This window comes from Mycobacteroides franklinii, assembly GCF_002013895.1.
GTDB classification, from domain to species: Bacteria; Actinomycetota; Actinomycetes; order Mycobacteriales; family Mycobacteriaceae; genus Mycobacterium; species Mycobacterium franklinii.
Window position 1 is genome coordinate 112153 of record NZ_MAFQ01000007.1, and the last position, 23777, is coordinate 135929.

Below are 23777 nucleotides of genomic sequence, written 5' to 3' on the forward strand. Positions count from 1 at the left end.
TGATCCAGGTCACCTTCGGAGTACTCTGGGGACGCTGAACGAGGAGGTGTTTCGAAATGAACCTTGATCGATTTGCCGTGTGGACCGGCTACTTCCTTGGGTTGGTGTCGGTCACCATCACCGCGTTGGGTCTGGCCGCGCTGGCCGCCGGACATCACGGCTGGGGAATGGTCGCGGCCATCGCGCTGCTGATCACCGCGGGTCTCGGATTCGCGGTGGTGGGAGGCACGGTGCATCACGATCACAAGATCCACAAGGAGACGCCGCATCTGATGTAGGGGTGCAGCGGCGATCCCGACGGTCGCTTCGTAGAATGTAGGCTTACCTAAGTTAGGCCGAACGATCGAACGGAGCCCGCTGGCCGATGAATACCCCGACCGGTTATCGCATCGCGCGTGAGATCACCGATGTGGCCGTCGAGGTCATCGCCGCCGGGCCGCCGCCCCTGCCGTCGTTCGACGGCACACGTTATGCGCTGCGCCCGGTAGATCCGCTGGGCACGGACCCGGAGATGCTCAGCGAGTGGTTCGCTCGTCCGCACCTGATGCAAACGTGGGAGCAGCCGTGGTCGGCCGCCCGTTGGCAAGAAGACTCCGCCTACCGTCTGGCCGGTGACTACTCGCTGCCCTGCATCCTGTCCGTGGACGGACTCGAGATCGGCTACATCGAGCTGTACCGTGCCGGCCGTGACGAGATCGCCCGGATCTACCGTGGGCACGCGCACGACGTCGGACTGCACGTCGCGACGGCGGACACCCGGTATCTGGGGCGAGGTGTCGTGTCGGGGTGGATGCGCTTGCTGCCAGCGGCGATCTATCACGTTGATTCCGACTGCCGACGGATGATGATCGAGCCATCGGCGTCGAACATGCCGATGCGCAAGGCGCTGGACCGGCTCGGCTGGACGCTCCTGGGCGAGTTCGATATTCGGCCCGACCGCCGGATCGCCCTGTACCGAACCGACCGCGACTAGGCGTTCTGGCTGCGACCGCGTTCCATGATGGCGGCGCGCCGGGCCTCCACACCCTCTGCGATGGAGTTCTGGTCGATCCACCGGTGAGCGTCGTCGAGGGCCACCTGCAGGCCATCGCCGATGAGCTCGGACTCGATGCGGCGGTAGGACGCCAGCAGTTCGCGCACCGCGGGCTGGTTGTTACCGGCGATCGTCGCGGCAAGGCGCTTGGCGGCGGGGAGTAGGTCCTCATGAGCAACCACCTCGGTGACCAGCCCGGCGCGCAGCGCATCCTCGGCCGAGAGGTAGTCGCCCGTCAGGCTCATGCGCCGCGCCAGGCCGCGCCCCACCGAGAGCGGTAGCAGGGTGGTCAACCCCCAGGTGGGCAAGATGCCAACGCGCGCATGAGTATCGGCGAAACGTGCCTTCTCCGAGGCGATCAGGATGTCGCAGGCCAGCGCAAGCTCCAGGCCGCCGGTTACGGCCGCGCCGTTGATGGCGCCGATCACCGGCTTGTTCAGCTCGGGCCACCACGGGTCCAGGGACTCGGCGCGGTCGCCGCCGCCCAATTCCTTGAGGTCCACGCCCGCGCAGAACACCGGGTCGGCGGCGGTCAGGATCATTACGTCGACGTTCTCGTCGGCGTCGGCCGCGGTGACGGCTTTCACGATCTCCTCACCGAGCGCGGTGCTCAAGGCATTGCGTGCCTGCGGCCGGTTCAGGGTGATGGTGCAGATGCGGTCTTCGGTCTGCGTCAACAAAATTGGTTCGGTCATGCGTCGATTACCTCCTTGGCAATGCGTTCGGCGTGAACGGCGCGCCCTCCGAAGAGGGCCGAATTGCTCACGGCGCGTTTGTAATACAGGTGAGCGGGATGCTCCCAGGTGAAACCGATGCCGCCGTGGCTCTGGATGGCCTTGGCGGTTACCTCTACCGCACCCGCCGATGCCACCTGCTGGGCAATGCTGGTGGCCAGCGCCGGATCGTCAAGGCTCGGGTCGTCATGTGACCAGGCGGCATGATAGGCGGCACCACGCACATTCCCGGTGGCTGCGGCCATATCGGCAAGGCGATGCTTGACGGCCTGGAATGAACCGATGATCCGTCCGAACTGAATTCGGGACTTGGCGTATTCGGTGGTCACATCCAGCATATGGGCGGCTATACCGGCCTGCTCGGCCGCGAGCACCGTGGCTGCGACGTCGAGTGCCTTGGCCACAGCTTCCGTGCCTCGTCCCTGCTCGCCGATCAGACGTCCCGGCGCGGAGTTGAAGTGGATGTTGGCCTGCCTGCGCGTCAGATCCAGGGTGGCCAGAGCATGCCGGTCCACACCCGCCGCGGTGCCATCGACGGCGAAAAGACTTGGACCCGAATCGGTATCGGCCAGGACCAGGATCAGGTCGGCGGTGGCTCCGTCGGGGACATGCTCGGTGTCGCCGGTGAGTTTCCATCCGTCGGCATCGGATTCGGCCGATACCGTTATCGCGTCGGACAGCCGGGTGCGGCCGCCGGCCAGGGTGATCGTCTTGTCGCCGGAGGCCAGCGCGGGCACCCACTCGGCAAGGGCGTCATTGTCGCCGCTGGCCACCAGGGCGGTAGCGCCGAGGGCCGCACTGGATATCCACGGCAGACACACCAGTGCACGTCCCAGTTCCTCAGCCACAATGGACAATTCGACAACGCCCAGCCCTGCGCCGCCGTGCTCTTCGGGCAGGCTCAGGCCCACCACGCCAAGCTCGGAGCCAAGGGCATGCCAGGCCTTCAGGTCGATGCTCCCGGCATCGGCGATCTGGCGTACATGCTCGGGTGTCCAGACCCGTTCGCACCAGCCACGCACCAGCGAGCGCAGGTCGCCGTGTTCTTCGGTGAACTCGAACTCACTGATCCGGGTCTGATGGTCTTCGTTGGCACTCATCCGGGTCTGATGGTCTTCGTTGGCACTCATCCGGGTCTGATGGTCTTCGTTGGCACTCATCCGCGGGGCACGTCCTTCCAGGCTTTGTCGGTGTCGACCCGGATATCGCCGGGCAGTCCGAGAACGCGTTCTCCGATGATGTTGCGCATCACGTCGGAGGTACCGCCTTCGATGGTGTTGGCCTTGGATCGCAGGAAAGCCCACATGGTGTCGGCGCGCCGGTCCTCTTCGACGACGCGTCGCATGTCGTATGAGGCGTACAGGGTCGCCTCGATGCCCAGCAGTTCAACGCAGAAGTCGTAGATCTGCTGGTTGAGCTCCGCGCCCATCAGCTTGCCGATCGATCCTTCCGGGCCCATGGGCGCATCGCCCTGCGCGGCGATCCGCATCTGCGTGCCGTAACGGTTTCCCTCCGAGCGGACGAACAGATTCGTCAACTTGGCCCGCAGCTCGGGGGTGTGTAGGTCGGGGCGCTGTTTCCACAAGTTCAGGGCATTGCCGATGGATCCGCCGCCGCGGCCGTGGTCGAAGGCGCCACCCAGTGCGCTGCGCTCGTTCATCAACGTCGTCATCGATACCCGCCAGCCGTCGCCCTCATTGCCCAGGCGATGCGCGTCCGGGATGCGGACATCGGTGAGATACACCTCGTTGAACTCGGCGTCGCCGGTCATCTGCCGTAGCGGGCGGACCTCGACACCGGGATCGGTCATGTCGAGGACGAAGTAGGTCAGACCGCGGTGCTTGGGCGCGTCGGGATTGCTGCGGGCCACCAGCAGCGCCCAGCGTGCCTGGTGGGCTCCCGACGTCCACACCTTCTGGCCGTTGATCACCCAGTCGTCGCCGTCGCGTACCGCGCGGGTGGCCAGGCCCGCCAGATCGGAACCGGCGCCGGGCTCGCTGAAGAGCTGACACCACAGTTCTTCACCGGTGAAGAGCGGCCGCAAAATCCGTTCGGTCAATTCCGGCTGCCCATGGGCGAGCACCGTCGGCGCCGCCATGCCGTACCCAATCACGTTGACAAACAACGGGTCCGGCATGCCTGCCGCACGCAATATGGTGTCGGAGACGGCCTGTAGTGCCGGTGGGGCGTCCAGACCGCCGAGGCCGGCTGGGAAGTGGACCCAGGCCAGGCCCGCGTCATAGACGGCGCCCAAGAGTTCGGTGACGGGGGTGGTGGCGGGGGGATGTTTGGCGAGGACCTCGTGCGCGGCGGTGGCGATGCGCTCGCGCAGCACGTTCGACGGCTCCGATGACGTCACTGGCATGACTTACGTATACACGCGCAGGGGAACTAACCGGTGGGTGGGGCATGGCGTCTTTCGGATTGTCTTTCTACTGTCGTAGGTATGTGCAGGAACATCACCGAGCTACGCGGGCTTGAACCTGCGGCGACCGACCAGGAGATCGAGGCGGCGGCGCGGCAATACGTGCGCAAGATCAGCGGAATTCAGAAAACGTCCGACGCCAATCGGGACGCGTTCGAGCATGCGGTGGCGGAGGTGACGGCTACGACGATGCGGCTGTTGGACCTACTGCCGGCGCGCCGTCAGCCGCCGAAGACGGTGCCGCCGCTGCGACGGCCCGAGGTACAGGCCCGCATCGCGGCACGCGGCTGAGGCGGCCTCAGAACTTGTACGCGGGCGCGAGAATATTTGCGACCCGGCGATTTTCCACGAGACAGCCAGGGCCGTCGGGGGAGTACTTCTGCGAGGCGTAATACAGGGACTGCTGGACCACGCCGTAGCTCGTCTTGAAGGTGATCATGCAGGACACCCACCACTGGTTGTTCCAGTCGGTCGGTTTCATGATGTTGTATTCGGCCGCGCGATGCCCCTGGATGGTGGTCTCCACGCCATCGGCCGGTAGTGAGTCTTCATACGTGCGCCACACGATTGCCTCGACGGCCAACTGGTAGTTGTTGCGCGAGTCGTAGCGGCAGCGCAGCCCTTCCTCTGGAGCGGGCGGGGTCTGATCGAGGCCTGCTGCGGCGATGACCGAGCCGGGGATGTCGTAGCAGGGATCGAACGGGCGTGGGTCGGTGACGGGGACGACCGGCCATTTGATGGTGGTGGTGGCGCCCGTGACTGCGGGGCCGGTCATGGGCGCTGTGGAGAACCGGAGTTGAACCGGCGCGCCGGCGGCGTGCTCTGTGGGGGCGGTGCGCCAGACGACAAGAGCGCTGAGCGCCAGTGCCGTCAGGGCGACGCAGAATCCAGCTCGGACAAGGCCTGCCCGTTGGGCCATGCGAATTCACCTCAATCTGGTCTGCCGCGGTGCGCCGAAGTCTAACCGTGCGCGTCCTCGTCTCATACGGAACCTCGAAAACACTAGAACACGTTCTAGTTCAGGAGTACCGTGACACCATGGCACGAATTGGCAATTATGCGGACGATGATGTAGCCGGCTGGCTGATGGGCGCGCCCGAGATGGCGCCCGGCTTCGCCGGATTCTCCGACGCGGTGTACAACCGCAGTCGGCTTCCTCTCGGGGTGCGCGAGCTCGCTCGTATGGCCGTGGCCTTCGCGAATGAATGCTCGGTCTGTCAGAACACCCGTTTCGTTCAGAGCGGTGAGCTCGATGCAGACTTCTACGCCGACGCCGATCAGTGGCGCACTTCGCTGCGATACAGCGAGGCAGAGCGGACGGCCGCCGAGTTCGCGCACCGGTTCGCCACCGATCACATCGGGTTGCGCGAGGACGACGAGTTCTGGGATCGGGCCCGCGCACACTTTGACGATGGGTTGCTGACTGATCTGGCGCTGTCCTGTGCGTTCTGGGTGGGAAGTGGACGCGCGCTACGAGTTCTCGACGTGGGGCAGAGCTGCAAGATAAACCTGTAGGTACATTGGCCGGATGACGCAGGAACGGGAGCCCAGACTCTGGGCCATCAGTGACCTGCATGTGGGGCAGTCGGCCAACAAGTCCGTTCTCGAGGAACTGCATCCGGCCTCACCCGAGGATTGGTTGATCGTCGCCGGTGATGTCGCCGAGCGCACCGATGACATCCGGGCGGCACTGGATCTGTTGCGGCGCAGGTTCGCCAAGGTGATCTGGGTGCCGGGTAACCACGAGCTGTGGACGACGGCGCGCGATCCGATGCAGATATTTGGGCAGTCTCGGTACGACTATCTGGTCAACATGTGCGACGAGATGGGCGTGATTACCCCCGAGCATCCGTATCCGGTGTGGGTGGAGCAGGGTGGTCCCGCGACCATCGTGCCGATGTTTGTGTTGTACGACTACACATTTCTGCCGGAGGGGGCCAACAGCAAGGCCGAGGGGCTGAAGATCGCCCGCGATCGCAACGTGGTGGCGACCGATGAATTCTTGCTCTCCAGTGAACCTTTCGCGACACGCGATGCTTGGTGCCGAGATCGACTGCGGTACACCCGCAAGCGGCTGGAAGATCTGGACTGGATGACGCCGACGGTCCTGGTGAATCATTTTCCGTTGGTGCGCGATCCCTGCGATGCGTTGTTCTACCCCGAGTTCTCGCTGTGGTGCGGAACCATGGAGACCGCGGACTGGCACACCCGCTACAACGCGGCCTGCTCGGTGTACGGCCATCTGCATATCCCGCGAACCACCTGGTATGACGACGTTCGGTTCGAAGAGGTATCGGTGGGCTACCCGAGGGAATGGGCTCAGCGCAAACCGTATTCGTGGCTTCGGCAGATCCTGCCCGCCCCGCACTATCCGCCCGGCTACCTCAACGAGTTCGGTGGTCACTTTGAGATCACCGAACAGATGAGGGTGGCGGCCAAGCGATTCCGTGAACGGCTTGCCAAGGAGCGTGCCAGTGACTGATGAGCGTCTCGCGCGAAGAGGCGACAAGACCGATGAGTTGATTGCCTCGGTGGTTCCCGACGTGTTGTCGTCGGCCGAACTGTACGACGATCCTCCCGGCTTGGTGGCGCTGCCCGAAGAGGAGCCACTGATCGCCAAGTCGGTGGCGAAGCGGCGCAACGAGTTCATCACGGTGCGGCACTGCGCCCGGCAGGCGCTATCCGTTCTTGGTGTCGCCGAAGGGCCGATCCTCAAGGGAGACAAGGGACAGCCGCTATGGCCCAATGGGGTGGTGGGCAGCATGACGCACACCGAAGGATTCCGCGGCGCCGTCGTCGGGCGGGCTGGGGAGGTTCGTTCGGTGGGGATTGACGCCGAGCCGCACGACGTGCTGCCCAACGGTGTGCTCAAGTCGATCACCCTGCCTGTCGAGCGTGACGAGCTGGCGGCGTTGCCCGAAGGCACACACTGGGACCGGTTGCTGTTCTGCGCCAAGGAGACGACGTACAAGGCGTGGTTCCCGCTGACCACTCGCTGGCTCGGTTTTGAGGACGCTCACATCACCCTCGACCCGGGCGGGACATTCACCTCGCGAATTCTGATCGACGGCAAGGCTAATGATGGCAGCGTGCTGTCGAGCTTCGATGGGCGATGGATCATCGACAAGGGCCTGATCCTGACCGCGATCGTGGTGCCGTGACCGATCCCTTGAGCCGTGCGGGCCTGGTGATTGTGGACAAGCCCGCCGGGATGACGAGTCATGACGTGGTATCGCGTTGCCGGAGAATATTTTCCACCCGCAAGGTGGGGCATGCCGGCACCCTTGATCCGATGGCCACGGGTGTGCTGGTTATCGGAATTGAGCGCGCTACCAAGATCATGGGACTGCTGACGTTGACCACCAAGTCGTACGCGGCGACCATCCGTTTCGGCCAGAGCACCACCACCGATGATGCCGAAGGTGAGGTGCTGCAAACTGTTTCGGCTTCCCAGGTGACCGGCGACGATATCGAGGCAGCCGTGGCGGCGTTGCGCGGGGATATCGAGCAGGTGCCGTCCTCGGTGAGCGCGATCAAGGTAGACGGTCAGCGTGCCTACAAGCTGGCGCGAGAGGGGCAGTCGGTTGAGCTGGCCGCACGTCCCGTGAGCATCTCGCGTTTCGACGTGTTGGCCGTGCGCCGGCCGGGCGACGGTTTTGTCGATGTGGACGTGGAAGTCGACTGCTCCTCGGGGACCTACATTCGTGCGCTGGCCCGGGACGCGGGGGCCGCGCTGGGGGTCGGTGGGCATCTCACGGCATTGCGCCGCACCAGGGTTGGCGATTTCGGACTGGATCGGGCGCGCACGCTCGATGAGTTGGCCGACGACGCGACACTCTCGCTGGACCTGGACACCGCATGCCGGGACGGATTTCCCCGCCGCGATCTGGATGCGGCGGAGGTCGACTCGGTGCGCAACGGGCGGCCGTTGTCCGCGGCGGGCATCGAGGGGACCTACGCGGCGGTGGATGCCGAAGACCGGGTCATCGCGCTCTTGGCGGACAAAGGATCTCGTACGACGTCGGTGGTCGTGCTGCGGCCTGCGAATTTGTAGGTAGCGTCCGGTACCAGCTTCAGTCGCGGATCCACCGGCTGGGCGGATGCAGTTCGCGTGGCATCCACATCAGCGGTTGTCGATCGGCGAAATGTGGGTCGAACTCAGGATTTCCCGGAAAGCGTCCCGCGCCATCGGGCCACAGGATCTGCAGGTACCGCACGTGGTTGGTCCGGTTGAACCACAGTCCGAACCCGAATTCGTTGTCGTACCAACTCGGATCGATGGGAGAGAGTTTGACGCGGTAGTCGTCCACCTCGGGCAGTGCGAGCACATCTGCGAAGGTTTCGCCGACCTGCAGGACCCGCCCCTCCTGTGTCTGCTTGGCCACCGTGTTGAGGGCGCGCTGCATCATCGAGATGTCGTTGACGCCGTAGATCGCCAGTTCGGGTAGCCGCATGGTGTGCCACATCCCGACGGTGTAGGCGAATGGCGGGCTTTCCTCGGACGATGTCGGCCCGATTCCCAGCGCGCTCCAACCGTATTCGGTGACGCTGCCGATGATGTCCCGATCGCTCTCGTTGTACTGATGGCGATCGCCGTAGTTGACGCACAGTAGGCACTCACACGCCGCGTGGTCGGTCATTTCAGTCGAGTACGACCCAAATCGATTGTGCGGCTGGGTTTCCCAGCTCCAGCTTCTTCTCACCGTCGGCCGGGTGGTCGCCCTCGATGGATACCGAGATGGTTCCGGCGAAGTCGCGTCGCTCGTCGACCGTGACACGCGCATCCAATGCCACGCCCACGGTGTCGAAGTAACGCAGCATCTCGGGATCGGAATCGGAGATTCGCGCCACCACGCCGGTATCGCCGTTGGAGCAGTCCGACAGCTGGCGGGCCGGGGGAGTGGGCACTTGTCCGTCGGGGCCCGGAATCGGGTCTCCGTGCGGATCGCGCCGGGGGTGGCCGAGCTTAGCGTCGATCTTGGTCAACAGCAGATCCGAGACCGCATGCTCGAGCACCTCGGCCTCGTCATGTACCTCGTCCCAGCCGTAGCCGAGCTCGTTGACCAGGTAGGTCTCCAGTAGCCGGTGCCGGCGGACCATCAATACGGCCGCTTTGCGGCCCTGGTCTGTCAACGTCACCGCGCCGTACTTCTCGTGGTCCACCAGGCCCTGGTCGGCCAGCTTGCGAATCGATTCGGAAGCGGTGCTCGCGGACACGCCCATGCGTTCGGCCAACATTTTGGTGCTGACCTTCTCATGCGACCACTCCTGCGCGGTCCAGATCACCTTGAGGTAGTCCTGGGCGACCGTCGTCAGATCGGTATCGGTGGATCCGGCAGACCGGTCGGATCGAGTGGGGCTCACGAAGGTCAGCCTAGTCAGGGAGCGGCGACCGAACGCCAAGTCGGCCTTCTCGCGCCTTCCGAAGTAGGCTTTAGGCCGTGCAACGGTGGCGCGGGCAAGACGAAATCCCGTCCGACTGGGGTCGGTGCGTGCTGACGATCGGTGTGTTCGACGGCGTACACCGTGGTCACGCCGAACTCATCGGACGCGCCGTCAAGGCGGCACGTGAACTCAACCTCAAGAGCGTCGTGATGACGTTCGACCCCCACCCGATGGAAGTGGTGTTCCCCGGAACCCACCCGGCCCAGCTCACGACCCTGACCCGGCGTGCGGAGCTGGCCGAAGAGCTGGGCGTCGACGTCTTCCTGGTGGTGCCGTTCACTCCCGAATTCATGAAGCTCCCACCCGAGCGCTATGTACATGAACTGCTGGTTGAGCGGCTGCACGTCGCCGAGGTCGTGGTCGGGGAGAACTTCACCTTCGGCAAGAAGGCAGCCGGGAACGTTCACATGCTCAAGAAGGCGGGCGAGCGCTTCGGCTTCAAGGTTGACGCCGTCTCCCTTGTCACCGAGCACGCCGTGACGTTCTCCTCCACATACATCAGGTCCTGTGTCGACGCCGGCGACATGGTCGCGGCCACCGAGGCCCTCGGCCGTCCGCACCGGGTCGAAGGTGTCGTCGTGCGCGGCGACGGTCGCGGCCGGGAACTGGGTTTTCCGACCGCCAACGTGGCGCCCCCGATGTTCTCTGCCATCCCCGCCGACGGGGTGTACGCGGCGTGGTTCACGCTGCTAGGACACGGTCCGACCATGGGTACCGTGGTACCCGGCGAGCGCTATCAGGCGGCGGTCTCGGTGGGTAGCAACCCGACCTTCTCGGGTAAGGCCCGCACCGTCGAGGCTTTCATCATGGACACCGCCGCGGACCTGTACGGCCAGCATGTCGCGGTCGATTTCGTGGCGCGGGTTCGCAGTATGGAGAAGTTCGATTCGGTCGACGATCTGATCGTGGCGATGGGCAAGGACGCCGAGAAGGCCCGCACCATTTTGGCGCGAAACTAAAGCACCGCTACACTTTGTCGCTGGTGGTGCTGCAGTTCGCGGTGGCCCGCTACAGATGTTCGACGCGAACCCCACTGATGGAGATGCCTGCCGTGTCATTGACTACCGAGCAGAAGAAAGAAATCCTTGCCCAGTACGGGCTGCACGAGACCGACACCGGTTCCCCCGAGGCGCAGGTTGCGATGCTGACCAAGCGCATTGTCGATCTGACCGAGCACCTCAAGACCCACAAGCACGACCACCACAGCCGTCGTGGTCTGCTGCTGCTGGTCGGCCGTCGCCGCCGCCTGCTCAAGTACGTCGCCAAGGTTGACGTCGCGCGCTACCGCTCGCTGATCGAGCGCCTGGGTCTGCGCCGCTGATTTTGGTTTCTCCTCGATTGGGTCGCCCTGGAAGCTCAGCGGCGGCATCCATCGCCGTCCTTGTCGTCGGTGTGGCGCTGTTGTCGGCGTGTTCGGCAGCAGCGGCCACCGATGACCTGGCCGTTGGCGATTGCGTCAGCCTCAGCGGGAGTGACCAGCGGGCCAAGGTGGTCAAGGAACCGTGCGGAAGTCCCAAGTCGAATTTCAAGGTCTTCGCCAAGGCCGCGACGGATACCGACTGTCCACGTGACGCCGACTCGTCCTACTACGCCAAGCGCGGATTCGGTCGCAAGAGCCAGGCACTGTGCCTGGACATCGACTGGGTGGTGGGCAGCTGTATGGACGTCCCGGACAAGTGGGACGGCGATCCGGTGCGCGTCGACTGCAACGACCGCAACGCGCACAGCAAGAAACGCGTCACCCAGGTTCTGCAGGAAGTCTCGACTGCCGACGACTGCATCACCGGACTTGGCTATCCCTACGTCGACCGCAACTTCACCGTATGTGTCGAGGAACTGCCCTGATCAAGCTGGATGGGCGCAAACGCCGCAGGTGATAGGGTGTCGGGGTTGTCATGCTGGGTCCTGCCGGGTAACGGGCGGTCTTCGGTAGTGGCAGCCGGAACCCGCGTAGCGAGCGCCCGGCCGCTTCGATCGAATGGCCGTGGCCGATCACCTTCCGGGTCCACTTCGCGCTGGTACGTACGCGCGCTGACCGCGTGATGGCACACATGCCCAATGCAGCCAATGTGCTGCTAACTGAGAACGTATGAGAGGTATTCCAGAAACCATGTCTGCTACAGAAATTGAAGAGGGCGTCTTCGAGTCCACCGCGATTCTCGACAACGGAAGCTTCGGCACCCGCACCATCCGGTTCGAGACTGGACGATTGGCTCAGCAGGCCGCCGGCTCTGTCGTCGCCTACTTGGATGACGAGACCATGCTGCTGTCGGCGACCACCGCGAGTAAGACCCCCAAGGACCATTTCGACTTCTTCCCCCTGACGATCGACGTCGAGGAGCGGATGTACGCCGCGGGGCGTATCCCCGGCTCGTTCTTCCGTCGTGAGGGACGTCCGTCCACCGACGCCATCCTGACCTGCCGTCTGATTGACCGGCCGCTGCGTCCGTCCTTCGTTTCGGGATTGCGCAACGAGATCCAGGTCGTGGTGACGGTGCTGAGCCTGAACCCGCAAGATCTTTATGACGTGCTGGCCATCAACGCCGCCTCGGCCTCCACCCAGATTTCCGGTCTGCCGTTCTCGGGGCCGGTCGGTGGCGTGCGAGTGGCGCTGATCGACGGCCAGTGGGTGGCATTCCCCACCGTTGAGCAGCTGGAGAACGCCGTGTTCGACATGGTGGTAGCCGGCCGCAAGGTGGGCGACGACGTCGCGATCATGATGGTCGAGGCCGAGGCCACCGATAACGTCATCGCGCTCGTGGAGGGCGGCGCCGGCGCACCGACGGAAGCCGTTGTCGCCGAGGGGCTCGAGGCCGCCAAGCCGTTCATCGCCACTCTGTGCACCGCGCAGGAGGAGCTCGCGGCCAGCGCCGCCAAGCCCACCGGTGAGTTCCCGCTGTTCCCCGACTACCAGGACGACGTGTACGCCGCGGTTCAAGCTGTTGCCGCCGCCCCCCTTGCCGAAGCACTGTCCATCGCCGGCAAGACCGAGCGCGATGAGAAGACCGACGAGGTCAAGGTCGATGTTCTCGGACGTCTGCAGGAAGGCTTCGACGGCCGCGAGAAGGAAATCGGCGCCGCGTTCCGCTCGCTTACCAAGAAGCTTGTGCGCCAGCGCATTCTGAAGGACCAGTTCCGCATCGACGGCCGCGGTGTCACCGACATCCGCGCTCTGTCGGCCGAGGTTGCCGTGATACCGCGGGCACACGGCAGCGCGCTGTTCGAGCGTGGCGAGACCCAGATCATGGGCGTCACCACCCTGGACATGGTGAAGATGGCTCAGCAGATCGACTCGCTGGGGCCGGAAAAGTCGAAGCGCTACATGCACCACTACAACTTCCCGCCGTTCTCCACCGGTGAGACCGGCCGCGTCGGCTCACCCAAGCGTCGCGAGATCGGACACGGCGCACTCGCCGAGCGCGCCCTCATGCCGGTGCTGCCGAGCGTCGAAGAATTCCCGTACGCCATCCGTCAGGTCTCGGAGGCGCTGAGCTCCAACGGCTCCACCTCGATGGGTTCGGTGTGTGCCTCCACCCTGTCGCTGCTGAACGCCGGTGTGCCGCTCAAGGCCCCGGTCGCCGGTATCGCCATGGGCCTGGTGTCCGATGACATCGAGCTGGCCGACGGCACCACTGAGCGCCGCTTCGTCGCGCTCACCGACATCCTGGGCGCCGAGGATGCCTTCGGCGACATGGACTTCAAAGTCGCCGGCACCAAGGACTTCGTCACCGCCCTGCAGCTCGACACCAAGCTTGACGGCATCCCCTCGCAGGTGCTGGCCGCCGCGCTGGCACAGGCCAAGGATGCCCGTAGCACCATCCTCGAGGTGATGGCCGAGGCCATCGACGCACCCGACGAGATGAGCCCGCACGCACCTCGCGTCACCGCGATCAAGGTGCCGGTCGACAAGATCGGCGAGGTCATCGGGCCCAAGGGCAAGATGATCAACTCGATCACCGAGCAGACCGGCGCCAGCATCTCCATCGAGGACGACGGCACCGTGTTCGTCGGCGCCACCGATGGACTGTCCGCGCAGGCGGCGATCGACATGATCAACGCGATCGCCAACCCGCAGCTGCCCAAGATCGGCGAGCGTTTCCTCGGAACCGTGGTCAAGACCACCGATTTCGGTGCGTTCGTATCGCTGCTCCCGGGACGCGACGGACTGGTGCACATCAGCAAGCTCGGCAAGGGCAAGCGGATCAACAAGGTCGAGGACGTGGTCAAGGTCGGCGACAAGATCCAGGTCGAGATCGCCGATATCGACAACCGCGGCAAGATCTCGCTGGTCCCGGTCGCTGATGACGATGCTGCCGAGGCTTCCAACGGCGCGGCCGAGGCCCAGCCGGTAGATGCCGTCGCCGAGTAGCGGTCCGAGCGCGGTACGCCGCACGGTTCTTCCAGGTGGGCTCCGAGTAGTCACCGAGGCAATGCCCTCGGTGCGCTCGGCGTCTGTCGGAGTGTGGGTGGACGTTGGGTCCCGCGACGAGGGGCGCAGCGTCGCCGGAGCGGCGCACTTCCTCGAGCATCTGCTGTTCAAATCCACGCCCACGCGGTCGGCGGCCGATATCGCACAGTCGATCGACGCCGTCGGCGGTGAGCTGAACGCCTTCACCGCGCGCGAGCAGACCTGCTACTACGCACACGTGCTGGATTCCGATCTGGAGCTGGCCATCGACCTGGTGGCCGATGTGGTGCTACGCGGGCGATGCGCGAGTGACGATGTCGAGATCGAACGCGATGTCGTGCTCGAAGAAATCGCGATGCGCGACGACGATCCCGAGGATCTGCTGGGGGAGGCCTTTCTCGGCGCCCTGTACGGAGACCATCCGATCGGCCGCAGTGTGCTGGGTAGCTCGGAGTCGATATCGGCGATGACGCGCGCACAGCTACATTCGTTCCATGTACGCCGGTACCGGCCCGAACGCATGGTGCTGGCCGTTGCCGGCAACATCTCGCACGATCGCGTAGTTCGGTTGGCGCGCAAATATTTCAAGTCGCATCTGGACCCGTTGGCGCAGACCGTCGCGCCGCGCAAGGGCAACGGTCGGGTCGCGGCCAAGCCCGGGCTGGAATTGGTGTCGCGCGACGGTGAACAGGTACACCTGTCGCTTGGCGTGCGTACCCCCGGGCGAGGCTGGAAATACCGCTGGGCGCTGTCGGTGCTCAACAGCGCGCTCGGTGGTGGGCTCAGTTCCCGTCTGTTCCAAGAGATTCGCGAGCAGCTGGGCTGGTGTACGCGGTGTACTCGACGGTGGATACCTTCTCCGATACGGGCGCCTTGTCGGTGTACGCGGGTTGTTCACCGGAGCGCTTCGACGAGGTTGCCAAGGTGACCTCGCAGGTACTGGGATCGGTGGTCGAGGATGGGTTCACCGTGGCGGAGATCGATCGGGCCAAGGGTGCACTGTCTGGCGGACTTGTTCTGGGGCTTGAGGATTCGGCATCGCGGATGAACCGGATGGGCCGCAGCGAGCTGAACAACGGCAAGCACCGCACGATTTCCGCGACCCTGGACAAGATCGACGCCGTAACGACCGACGAGGTCAATGCCATCGCCCGTCAGCTGTTCGGCAGACCTGTCGGGGCGGCGGTTGTCGGACCGTACCGATCCAAGCGAACGTTGCCGCGCACATTGCGGACGATGATTGAATCAGCAAGCTAGGTGACGGTCGGGGAGATATCCTCTCACTGATGGTCGCCAACGCGATTCAGCGCGTCAGGGAACTGACGGCTGGCACATACACCGGGATCGCGGCCGCGATAATTCTGTTGTCGTGGTTGGGTTTCGCGTTACTTCCGCAACACTCTGGCGGCCATCGTCAGGCGCCGGCGGCCGAGCACATGCACGGCATGCATCACACCGGCATGGCGCCGATGGCCGCTCCGGTGGTGCATCACCCTGTGCTGTGGATCGCGATCGCCTCCTGGGTTGTCATGACCATCGCGATGATGGGACCAGCCACCTTGCCCTCGATCCAGTACATCGAGCAGAACATGCCGCGGGGCCGCCGGGGAGGGGCTGTTGTCGGCTACACCGTAGTCTGGCTCGCGGTATGGACCGTCATCGGCGTCGTCATCACCGTGGCGCAATCGGCCGTAGTAGGCCCCTCGCCCTGGTGGCTCTTTGCCGGAGCCCTTGTTATCGCCGCACTCTGGCAGCTGACCCCGCTCAAGTGCCGGGCACTCGGTGACTGTCACAAGTCGCGCCCGTTGCCGCCCACCGGTTGGCCCGCCGCCGACGGTGTGATGCGGTTCGGTGCATTCGGCGGGTGGGCATGTGTCAGGTCGTGTTGGGCCGTGATGGTGGCGATGGCCCTTGCCCCGACAGCGCATATCTTGTGGATGGTGCCCCTGACAGCCGCGGTTACCTGGGAGCGCTTCACCCAGAATCCCCGCCGGACGGCACGCATTCTTGCCGGTGTTTTCGTTGTCGCGGCCGTCGCCGTGGGGGTCTTGGCAGCCATCCCCTAGGGTCCGGGTATGGATATCAACGGCAGCGTCGCCATCGTCACCGGAGCCGGTTCTGGAATCGGGCAGGCTCTCGCTTGGGGTCTTGCCGATGCGGGAGCCTCCGTGATCGCCGCCGACATCGACCAGGATGCGGCCGCGCACACCGCCTCGGCCCGGGACGGCCGCATCACCGGGCAGTGTGCCGATGCCAGTTCGACCTCCGATATCGAGAACCTCATCGCCATGGCGGAGAAGGAATTTGGGCCCGTTGATCTCTACGCGGCCAACGCCGGTATCGGGGGAGGCCTCGGGCTCGATATCGGCGAGGCCGCATGGGACCTCACCATTGATGTGAATCTGCGCGCGCACATCCGCGCGGCGACCCTGCTGACGCCCAAGTGGGTGGAACGGGGCCGTGGCTACTTCCTGTCTGTCGCGTCGGCTGCCGGGCTGCTCACTCAGATCGGTTCGCCTGCCTATTCGGTGACCAAGCACGCTGCCGTCGGCTTCGCCGAGTGGCTCTCGATTACCTATGGCGACAAGGGGATCGGGGTGAGCTGCCTGTGCCCGATGGGGGTCAAGACTGCCCTGCTCGATGGTCTCACCGAATCCGACGACCCCGCCACCAGGGTGGCGGGCAGTTCCATCACCACCGCCGGTGAGGTGTTGCAGCCGGCAGCCGTCGCGGCGATCACGCTGGATGCGATCCGTGATGAGCGCTTCCTGGTCCTGCCGCACCCGCAGGTTCTGGACATGTACCGGCAGAAGGGTGCCGACTACGACCGCTGGATCCTCGGTATGCGCCGCTATCAAGGTGCCCTGGAAGAGCTGACCAAGAGCTAGTCCATGTGACGTAAGTCATATATTCATACGGCTGTGACTAATGTTGGTCTTGTCGTATCACCGCTATCTCCTGCTAGCGTTGACGTAATAAGGCATTTCGTCAATGTAGATGAGAGTGGTGGCCACGCAGATGGCAGTTGATGGTCCTGTTGACGTCGTAGTAGTGGGGGCGGGCACGTCCGGATTGGGTATGGCCGCCCGGTTGCGTCAGGCTCGCGTGCAGAGCCTGCTGGTTCTCGAGCAAGCTCACGAGATCGGCGGTTATTGGCGCGTCAGTGACTACGGTGCCTCCGCGTCCGATGAACTTGCGGTGCAACAGTCTTACTCGTTCTCCCCGAGTGCCTCGGCGTCCACGGTCTGGGCAACCCGTGATGGCGTGCTGCAGTATCACCGAGACTTGGTGGTCCGACACGACCTCGAATCGGCACTGCGCTTGCGGCACCGGGTCACCGGTCTGACCTTCGATGCGGCCGATGCCACCTGGCGGATCGCCGTGGCGGGGAAGAAATCCGTTGTCGCGCGGAAAGTGATCCTGGCCGTGGGTGCCGGAAAACTACCTGTGCCACCGGAACTCGAGGGAATCGAGCAGTTCGACGGGCCAGTGCTCAGCACCGCCGACTGGGACCCGAACTTCGACTTCTCCGGCCGCAACGTCGCGGTGATCGCGGCAGGCGCCACCACCGTGCATGTTGTCCCGGAACTGGTCAAGCGGGCCGCGCGGGTACGCGTGTTCCAGCGCACGCCCGATTGGGTGCTGCCACGTTGGGGAGGGGAGTCTCCGAGCCTGGCCGGACGGCTGCTATCCCGCGCGTCGGGGACCCTCGCGGGACGGGCCGTGTCCGCTCGTTATCACGAGGTGCTGGGCCGAGGGCTGGTGCGCCAGGGTGTGGGGACGCGTTTGGTCGAGGCGGTGGCGGAGAATCACCTCAACCGCAATGTGAAAGACGGCTGGCTACGGCGAAACCTGTTACCTGCCCACCGCGCCGGAACCCGTCGCATTCTTTTCTCCGATGAGTTCTATCGCGCACTGCAACAAGACAACTGCAAGCTTGTGCCGTGGCCCGTCACCGGCGTGAGCGCAGTCGGCGTGCGATCGGCGGATGCCATGACGCACCGCGCCGACTGTGTGGTCTTTGCACTCGACACTCCAGAAGTCATGCTGGAGCCCCCATTTCCGATTCATGGGCTCGGCGGTACCACGCTCGACGAATTCTGGGGTACCGAACCGACCGCGTTCCACGGGGTCAATGTGCCGGGATTCCCCAACATGTTTCTGCTCAACGGGCCGGGTTCGGGCTCGCATGCTTTCGCGGGCCTATCGCACACCGAGGCCCAGATCGACTACGTAGTGGCGGCATTGGCGTTGGTTGATTCGCTGGCCTTCGTCTCCATCGAGGTGCGCCCTCAGGCTCTGGAACGGGAGCTGGCGTGGTCCTCCGCGCGACTCGACAAGAGCACCTGGCGTGACGGCGCCTTCCGCTGGTACCGCCAGCGTGAAACGGCGGCAAATGAGTTGTTCCCCGGTACCGCAACCGAATTCCGGCGGCATCTGGGCGATATCGAGATCGCCGACTACAAGATTCTCACCGAGCAGGAACTCGGCGCCATCAGCAATTCAACGACGATAGGGGTAGCCCAATGACCGCGGTACTCGCCGATGATGTGACCAGGGAGAACACCAAGAATGTCGAGAAGAACGACGCATTCTTCGAGAGTGTTCTCGGCAAGATCAAGGCCAGACAATGGACGCTCGCCGACTTTGACTGGGACAAACCAGGTGCCGAGACCATCGACCCCGTACAGTTCGATGACCTCAAGCAGTTCATGTCGGATTTGGTGTGGATCGAGCACATCGGAGGCCGGATGATGGGCACATTGGGTATCACCGCTCCCAATGACACCCTGCGCGAGATCTACAGCTACTTCCACGCCGAGGAACAGCGGCACGCCAACGCCGAGATCGCGCTGATGCGTCGGTGGGGCATGTTGGAGGCCGGGGAAATTCCGCCGCAGTCGGGAGATATCAAGGCCCTGCTGCAGGCGTTACGCGGATTCGACAATCTCGGTGACCGCAGGCTTCCATTCGTCTATATGGCCACCGTCATCCCCTTCTTCGAGGTGGGGCTCGACGGCGCAGTGCTCAAGTTTCTTTCCGGTGAGGTCGAGGACCCGCTGTTTCACGAGGTGTTCGCCAAGATTAATTCCGACGAATCACGCCATCTGGCGGTCGGTTTCGCGGTTATGGACATGCTGGGTACTCGCACGTTCTCCCGGATGCTGGTGGAGGATGTGGCGCCGTTGCTCAAGCCGGTGACCATTGTTCGCGCCGTCGGGTTGGCAAATCCTCACGTCATCCGGTTCGCGGGCTTCCTGACGCGGGTAGGCGACGCGATGCGAAACATGGGCATCGACACGGTACTGATTCAGCGTGCGTTCGACCGTTATGCGGAATCTGGAGGTCGCAAGAGCAGCAATGCCCGACGGTTGCCCGTGTTCAGAGTGTTGCGGTACCCCATTGTCAACAGCACCTACTTCACCGACTTCGATCATCCGCTGCACAAGGTGGGGCGCATGGTGAACACGTTCAACGACAAGGTGCCGTACCGCAAGAAGATCAAGATGCCTACCTGGACCAACGAACTCACCGCCGAAACGGCGGTATAGGCAGCGCCCGCTTTCGAGCGACAGCTCCGGGTCGGCCGGATGTGTCGCTCAGCGGCAGGCGCCGCCGAGCACGGTCGCTAGACCAGTAGTCCCGCGGGATCGGTGAAGGGCAGCTCCAGGTCCTCGGCGACATGAGCGTTCAGCAGCGCGCCTTCGTGTGTGGAAAGCCCTTTGGCCAGGGCGGCATCGTCGCGGCAGGCCTGCCGCCAGCCCTTGTCCGCCAGCGCCAGCACGTACGGCATGGTGGCGTTGGTCAAGGCAAAGGTGGATGTGCGCGGCACGGCGCCGGGCATATTGGCCACACAGTAGAACACGCTGTCGTGCACCGTGTAGGTCGGTTCGTCATGGGTGGTGGGACGTGAATCGGCGAAGCAGCCACCCTGATCAATCGCGATGTCCACCAACACAGATCCCGGCTTCATCTGGGCGACAAGCGAATTCGAAATGAGCTTGGGTGCCTTGGCGCCCGGAATGAGCACCGCGCCGATCACCAGGTCGGCCCGTTTGACGGCTCCCTCCAGGTCCATGGTGGACGAGTACCGGGTCCGGATGGAGCCGCCGAATTCTGCGTCCAACTCACGCAGCTTGTTCAGGTTGACGTCGAAAACCGTGACATGAGCACCCATTCCGGCAGCGATCCGCGCCGCGTTGTATCCGGCCACACCACCGCCGATGACGACCACGTCGGCCGGGCCGACGCCGGGAACACCGCCCATGACCAGGCCGCGACCGCCCACCGGAGCCATCAGATGGTAGGCGCCGACCTGTGCGGATAGTCTTCCGGCCACCTCACTCATCGGGGCCAAAAGAGGAAGCGCGACGGTGTCACCCGGGCCGGCGGTCTGCACCGTCTCGTAGGCGATCGAGGTGGTTTCCGACGTCAGCAGCGCCTCCGTGCACGGCAGCGAGGCAGCCAAATGCAGGTAGGTGAACAGGGTCTGGCCGCGTCGCATGAGGGCGTATTCCGGCTCGATCGGTTCCTTGACCTTGAGCAGCAGATCGGCCTCGGCCCATACTTGGTCGGCACCGTTGATGACCTGTGCGCCAGCAGCTTTGAAGTCCACGTCGGATATCGAGGAGCCTTCACCCGCGCCCGCCTGGATGATCACTTCGTGACCGCGGCGGGTCAGCTCGGCCACACCCGCGGGGGTGGTTGCCACCCGGTACTCGTTGTTCTTGATCTCGGTAGGGATGCCTACGCGCATGATTTTTCTTCTCCTGTTTCACATCTAAGTCCCGTGTTCAAGTGTGAAGAAGCGTCGATAAACACGCAATATTTGTGTGGAAGATTCGATACATTACAAATATGACCGCAAAATCACCGGAATCTCGGTTCGACATACCGCCAGGGCCGAATGATGTTCGGCGGGTGGATCTCGACGACGTTGACCGCCGCATCCTGATGGAACTGCACGACGACGCACGTATACCCAACAGCGCGCTGGCCGAGGCGGTGGGGATCGCAGCATCCACATGTCATGGACGGGTCCGGCGTCTCCAGGAAACCGGGGTGATCCGTGGATTCTTCACCGACGTCGACCCCGCGGCCATCGGCCGGCCGCTACAGGCGATGATCTCGGTCAGCCTGCAGGCCAACGCGCGCGGAAACATCCGCACATTCATCCGCGATATCCGTCAGCTGCCGCAGGTGATCGACGTGTATTTCCTAGCGGGCGCCGACGATTACATCCTGCACGTCGCGGCCCGCGACACCGAGGACCTGAGGTCCTTCGTCGTTGAGAAACTCAACGCACAGCCCGATGTCGCGGGCACGCAGACGTCGTTGATCTTCGAGCATCTCCGTGGGGGAGCGCCCCTATAGACCTGCGGTCAGCTCACCGCGGGCGCGGGATTCTCCAGAACGCCGTCGGTGGTCCCGTCCTGTCCGACGATCCCGTTCTCGTCCACCTCGTACACGTGTGCCTCGGCGATGTTGAAGAACGTGCCGACCACACGTACCCGCCCGGACACCACGGCCCCGGCCAGGATCGGGTGGTGAATCAGACGCTCCACCTGGATGGCAACGTTCACGACGCCGAGCTGGTCGACCTCGTTGAACCCGTGCGCCTCCGCGCTGGCCCGCGCGGGGTGGTGTTCCTGGAAGGCGATAAGGCTGTCGCGTGCATAGTCGAGCCAGCGCCCCACCGGTGTGGTGGGTGTGTCGGTCGATTCCGTCAGCAGTGCTTTCATGGCTCCGCATGACGAATGCCCGCAGACCACAACCGAACTCACATTCAGCTGGTTGATGGCGAAGTCGAGCGAGGCATCGACAGAACCATCGGCGGGATCGGTGGGCACCACATTGCCCACGTTGCGGATCGTGAACAGATCGCCCGGGCCGCTCGCCGTGATGACATTCGGCAGGATGCGTGAATCGCCGCACGTGAGGAAGAGCGCATCGGGATCCTGGAAGTCGGCCAGTTCGGTGACGTGGGGTCGCAGCGCGCCCGAGCCGCGGCTGTTGTACTCATTGATGCCGTCGATGATCGACGCGCCCGCTTCGCCGTTCTGATCCCGACGCCACGACCGCCACGGCACCAAACCGACAGCGCGCGATACGAAATGGCGCTTCGGCCGGGTGGTGTGCGCGTGGTGCATCTTGGCATGTGAGGACTCGACGATCATCACGGTGCCACCGGCCGCTTCATGGGCGCGCTTCCAGTCCGAGATGGCCTCGGAGATGGCGTGATCGACATAGTCGGCGTTCACGGCCAGCGTGACATGCGCGCCCGGCGGGACAGTGCTGAGTGTCTTGGTGAGTCGGGGGAGCGACAGGAAGCTCAGCGTGCCGTCGAGCTCGACATGCCATTGCCGCGATCCCTCGGTGCCGAACGGCCTGGCATCCATGTGTGCCCGCATGACGCGGCCAACCAGAATGCCGATGGCAACCAACAGGCCGATACCGACACCCTCGAGCAGATTGAGGAACACAACACAGACCATGGTGATGGCGTAGACAGCCAGATCGCCTGTGCGCCAAGCGAGTCGCATATGAGCCAACTTGACCAGCTGGATACCGATGACGATCAACAGGCCGGCCAGCGCGGCCTTGGGGATGAGCTGCACCAGGCTGCTGAACAGCGAGGCGAACAACAGGACCCAGAAGCCGTGCAGGATGGCCGAAGCGCGAGTCTTGGCGCCCGCGGCGACGTTGGTCGAGCTACGGACGATCACTCCGGTGATGGGCAGACCGCCGAGGAAGCCGGACACCATGTTGGCGCTGCCCTGGCCGATCATTTCGCGGTCGAAGTTGGTCCGGGGACCGGTGTGCAGCTTGTCGACGGCGACAGCAGACAGCAGTGATTCGACGCTCGCGATGAGGGCGATGGTCACCACACCCAGGAGCACAGATCCCCATTCGCCGTTCGCCGGTCCGATAAGCGTCGGGAAGGTGATGGCATCGAAGAAGTCGCCCGACAACGTGATTCGCTCAGCAGGCGAGTTGGTGAAATAGGCCAGTGCCGTGGCGGCGACGATCGCCACCAGGGCGCCGGGGACCATGCGGATCTTGGGCGGGAGCTTGGGCCACAGCAGAAGAATGACGATCACCATCACGCCGATGATGACGTCGGGTAGGTGGTGGTTCATGACGCCCTGGGGCAGTGCCTTGAGGTTCTGCCAGGCCGAGCTCTGCGATGAACCGCCCATCAGCACGTGGATCTGCTGCAAGGCGATGGTCACACCGATGCCGGCCAGCATGGCGTGCACCACGACCGGCGCAATGGCAAGGGCGGCGCGGGCCATCCTGCTCAGCCCGAACAGGATCTGCAGTAGCCCCGCGCCGATCGTGATCAGGCAGGTCAGCTGCCAGCCGAATTCGTTGATGAGCTCGGCGACCACCACGGTAAGACCGGCGGCCGGGCCGCTGACCTGCATGGGTGATCCGCCGATGGCACCGGCGACGATGCCACCGACCACGGCCGCGATGAGACCCGCCATCAGCGGGGCTCCGGAGGCGATCGCGATACCCAGAGAAAGCGGCAGCGCGACGAGGAATACGACGAGGGAGGCCGGGAGGTCGTGCCGCAGGTTCTGCAGTAGCGACGGCTTGGCGGCCTGCTCGGTGACAGGAGTCGTCATGGAAGTAAGCCCTATCGGGATGAAGAGTCGCTGCGACTGCGGCTAAATGCGCATGCGCGACTTATGGACAGATGAGTGGATGAGGCGCGTATGACGGCGT

24 protein-coding genes and 1 pseudogene are annotated in these 23777 nt (G+C 64.2%); 17 read left to right on the forward strand and 8 right to left on the reverse strand.

What is annotated here, in order from left to right:
• Positions 1–56: 56 nt before the first annotated feature.
• Positions 57–278: a hypothetical protein gene (locus B4393_RS13275; protein WP_070940180.1), complete on the forward strand. Its 222-nt coding sequence runs from the start codon at positions 57–59 to the stop codon at positions 276–278.
• Between the two features lie 86 nt (positions 279–364).
• On the forward strand, positions 365–973 hold the full coding sequence (locus B4393_RS13280) for a GNAT family N-acetyltransferase (protein ID WP_078334553.1): 609 nt from the start codon (positions 365–367) through the stop codon (positions 971–973).
• Here B4393_RS13280 and B4393_RS13285 read toward each other — a convergent pair.
• Genes B4393_RS13285 through B4393_RS13295 form a run of 3 tightly spaced genes read right to left on the reverse strand, consistent with a single transcriptional unit; the run spans position 970 to position 4132 of the window.
• Positions 970–1728, reverse strand: a complete 759-nt coding sequence (locus tag B4393_RS13285; RefSeq protein WP_070940178.1) for an enoyl-CoA hydratase — start codon at positions 1726–1728, stop codon at positions 970–972. The genes B4393_RS13280 and B4393_RS13285 overlap by 4 nt on opposite strands.
• Positions 1725–2927: an acyl-CoA dehydrogenase family protein gene (locus B4393_RS13290; protein ID WP_078334554.1), complete on the reverse strand. Its 1203-nt coding sequence runs from the start codon at positions 2925–2927 to the stop codon at positions 1725–1727. Before B4393_RS13290 ends, B4393_RS13285 begins: the two co-directional genes overlap by 4 nt.
• Positions 2924–4132, reverse strand: a complete 1209-nt coding sequence (locus B4393_RS13295; protein ID WP_109558297.1) for an acyl-CoA dehydrogenase family protein — start codon at positions 4130–4132, stop codon at positions 2924–2926. Before B4393_RS13295 ends, B4393_RS13290 begins: the two co-directional genes overlap by 4 nt.
• 81 nt (positions 4133–4213) lie before the next feature.
• Here B4393_RS13295 and B4393_RS13300 point away from each other — a divergent pair, with 81 nt between their 5' ends.
• The gene (locus B4393_RS13300) at positions 4214–4483 is read left to right on the forward strand and encodes a DUF2277 domain-containing protein (protein ID WP_078334555.1); all 270 of its coding nucleotides are present in this window, start codon (positions 4214–4216) and stop codon (positions 4481–4483) included.
• A gap of 7 nt (positions 4484–4490) precedes the next feature.
• Here B4393_RS13300 and B4393_RS13305 read toward each other — a convergent pair whose 3' ends face one another.
• Positions 4491–5111 carry a DUF3558 domain-containing protein gene (locus B4393_RS13305; RefSeq protein ID WP_078334556.1) on the reverse strand — a complete coding sequence of 207 codons (621 nt, stop codon included), beginning with the start codon at positions 5109–5111 and terminating at the stop codon, positions 4491–4493.
• Between the two features lie 119 nt (positions 5112–5230).
• Here B4393_RS13305 and B4393_RS13310 point away from each other — a divergent pair, with 119 nt between their 5' ends.
• Genes B4393_RS13310 through truB form a run of 4 tightly spaced genes read left to right on the forward strand, consistent with a single transcriptional unit; the run spans position 5231 to position 8246 of the window.
• Positions 5231–5707 (forward strand): carboxymuconolactone decarboxylase family protein, encoded by a 477-nt coding sequence (locus tag B4393_RS13310; protein WP_078334557.1) that lies wholly within the window; start codon positions 5231–5233, stop codon positions 5705–5707.
• Positions 5708–5720: 13 nt separating this feature from the next.
• Positions 5721–6674, forward strand: coding sequence for a metallophosphoesterase family protein (locus tag B4393_RS13315; protein WP_078334558.1), 954 nt, complete (start codon positions 5721–5723; stop codon positions 6672–6674).
• Between the two features lie 37 nt (positions 6675–6711).
• Positions 6712–7353, forward strand: coding sequence for a 4'-phosphopantetheinyl transferase PptT (gene pptT, locus B4393_RS13320; protein ID WP_078334699.1), 642 nt, complete (start codon positions 6712–6714; stop codon positions 7351–7353).
• Positions 7350–8246 (forward strand): tRNA pseudouridine(55) synthase TruB, encoded by an 897-nt coding sequence (gene truB, locus B4393_RS13325; protein ID WP_078334559.1) that lies wholly within the window; start codon positions 7350–7352, stop codon positions 8244–8246. Before pptT ends, truB begins: the two co-directional genes overlap by 4 nt.
• A 19-nt stretch (positions 8247–8265) precedes the next feature.
• Here the strand turns inward: truB and B4393_RS13330 are convergent, their stop codons facing one another.
• Positions 8266–8832 (reverse strand): DUF4262 domain-containing protein, encoded by a 567-nt coding sequence (locus tag B4393_RS13330; RefSeq protein WP_078334560.1) that lies wholly within the window; start codon positions 8830–8832, stop codon positions 8266–8268.
• A 1-nt stretch (position 8833) separates the two neighbouring features.
• On the reverse strand, positions 8834–9556 hold the full coding sequence (locus B4393_RS13335) for a metal-dependent transcriptional regulator (protein WP_078278161.1): 723 nt from the start codon (positions 9554–9556) through the stop codon (positions 8834–8836).
• Between the two features lie 77 nt (positions 9557–9633).
• On the opposite strand from B4393_RS13335, the gene B4393_RS13340 reads away from it, so the two are divergent.
• From B4393_RS13340 to B4393_RS13380, 9 genes and pseudogenes are all read left to right on the forward strand, one after another.
• Positions 9634–10596 carry a bifunctional riboflavin kinase/FAD synthetase gene (locus B4393_RS13340; RefSeq protein ID WP_078334561.1) on the forward strand — a complete coding sequence of 321 codons (963 nt, stop codon included), beginning with the start codon at positions 9634–9636 and terminating at the stop codon, positions 10594–10596.
• A gap of 92 nt (positions 10597–10688) precedes the next feature.
• Positions 10689–10958, forward strand: coding sequence for a 30S ribosomal protein S15 (gene rpsO, locus B4393_RS13345; protein WP_005057119.1), 270 nt, complete (start codon positions 10689–10691; stop codon positions 10956–10958).
• Positions 10959–10975: 17 nt separating this feature from the next.
• On the forward strand, positions 10976–11482 hold the full coding sequence (gene lppU, locus B4393_RS13350) for an LppU family putative lipoprotein (RefSeq protein WP_109558296.1): 507 nt from the start codon (positions 10976–10978) through the stop codon (positions 11480–11482).
• Between the two features lie 265 nt (positions 11483–11747).
• Positions 11748–14006 carry a polyribonucleotide nucleotidyltransferase gene (locus tag B4393_RS13355; RefSeq protein ID WP_078334563.1) on the forward strand — a complete coding sequence of 753 codons (2259 nt, stop codon included), beginning with the start codon at positions 11748–11750 and terminating at the stop codon, positions 14004–14006.
• Positions 13990–15302 (forward strand): annotated as a pseudogene (locus tag B4393_RS13360) (M16 family metallopeptidase). The gene B4393_RS13355 and the pseudogene B4393_RS13360 overlap by 17 nt, the downstream one beginning before the upstream one ends.
• A gap of 29 nt (positions 15303–15331) precedes the next feature.
• A complete protein-coding gene (locus B4393_RS13365; RefSeq protein ID WP_078334564.1) occupies positions 15332–16111 on the forward strand; it encodes a DUF2182 domain-containing protein in 780 nt (259 codons plus the stop codon).
• A 9-nt stretch (positions 16112–16120) separates the two neighbouring features.
• Positions 16121–16933 carry an SDR family oxidoreductase gene (locus B4393_RS13370; protein WP_078334565.1) on the forward strand — a complete coding sequence of 271 codons (813 nt, stop codon included), beginning with the start codon at positions 16121–16123 and terminating at the stop codon, positions 16931–16933.
• Positions 16934–17048: 115 nt separating this feature from the next.
• A complete protein-coding gene (locus B4393_RS13375) occupies positions 17049–18575 on the forward strand; it encodes a flavin-containing monooxygenase (RefSeq protein ID WP_078334566.1) in 1527 nt (508 codons plus the stop codon).
• Entirely contained in the window at positions 18572–19597 is a 1026-nt protein-coding gene (locus B4393_RS13380; protein ID WP_078334567.1) for a hypothetical protein, read from the forward strand. The genes B4393_RS13375 and B4393_RS13380 overlap by 4 nt, the downstream gene beginning before the upstream one ends.
• 77 nt (positions 19598–19674) lie before the next feature.
• On the opposite strand, the gene ald is transcribed toward B4393_RS13380, so the two are convergent.
• A complete protein-coding gene (gene ald / locus B4393_RS13385) occupies positions 19675–20802 on the reverse strand; it encodes an alanine dehydrogenase (protein ID WP_078334568.1) in 1128 nt (375 codons plus the stop codon).
• 101 nt (positions 20803–20903) lie between these two features.
• Here ald and aldR point away from each other — a divergent pair, with 101 nt between their 5' ends.
• Complete coding sequence (gene aldR, locus B4393_RS13390; RefSeq protein WP_078278152.1) at positions 20904–21419, forward strand: HTH-type transcriptional regulator AldR; 516 nt, start codon at positions 20904–20906, stop codon at positions 21417–21419.
• Between the two features lie 8 nt (positions 21420–21427).
• On the opposite strand, the gene B4393_RS13395 is transcribed toward aldR, so the two are convergent.
• Positions 21428–23677 (reverse strand): SulP family inorganic anion transporter, encoded by a 2250-nt coding sequence (locus B4393_RS13395; protein ID WP_078278151.1) that lies wholly within the window; start codon positions 23675–23677, stop codon positions 21428–21430.
• Positions 23678–23777: the final 100 nt, after the last annotated feature.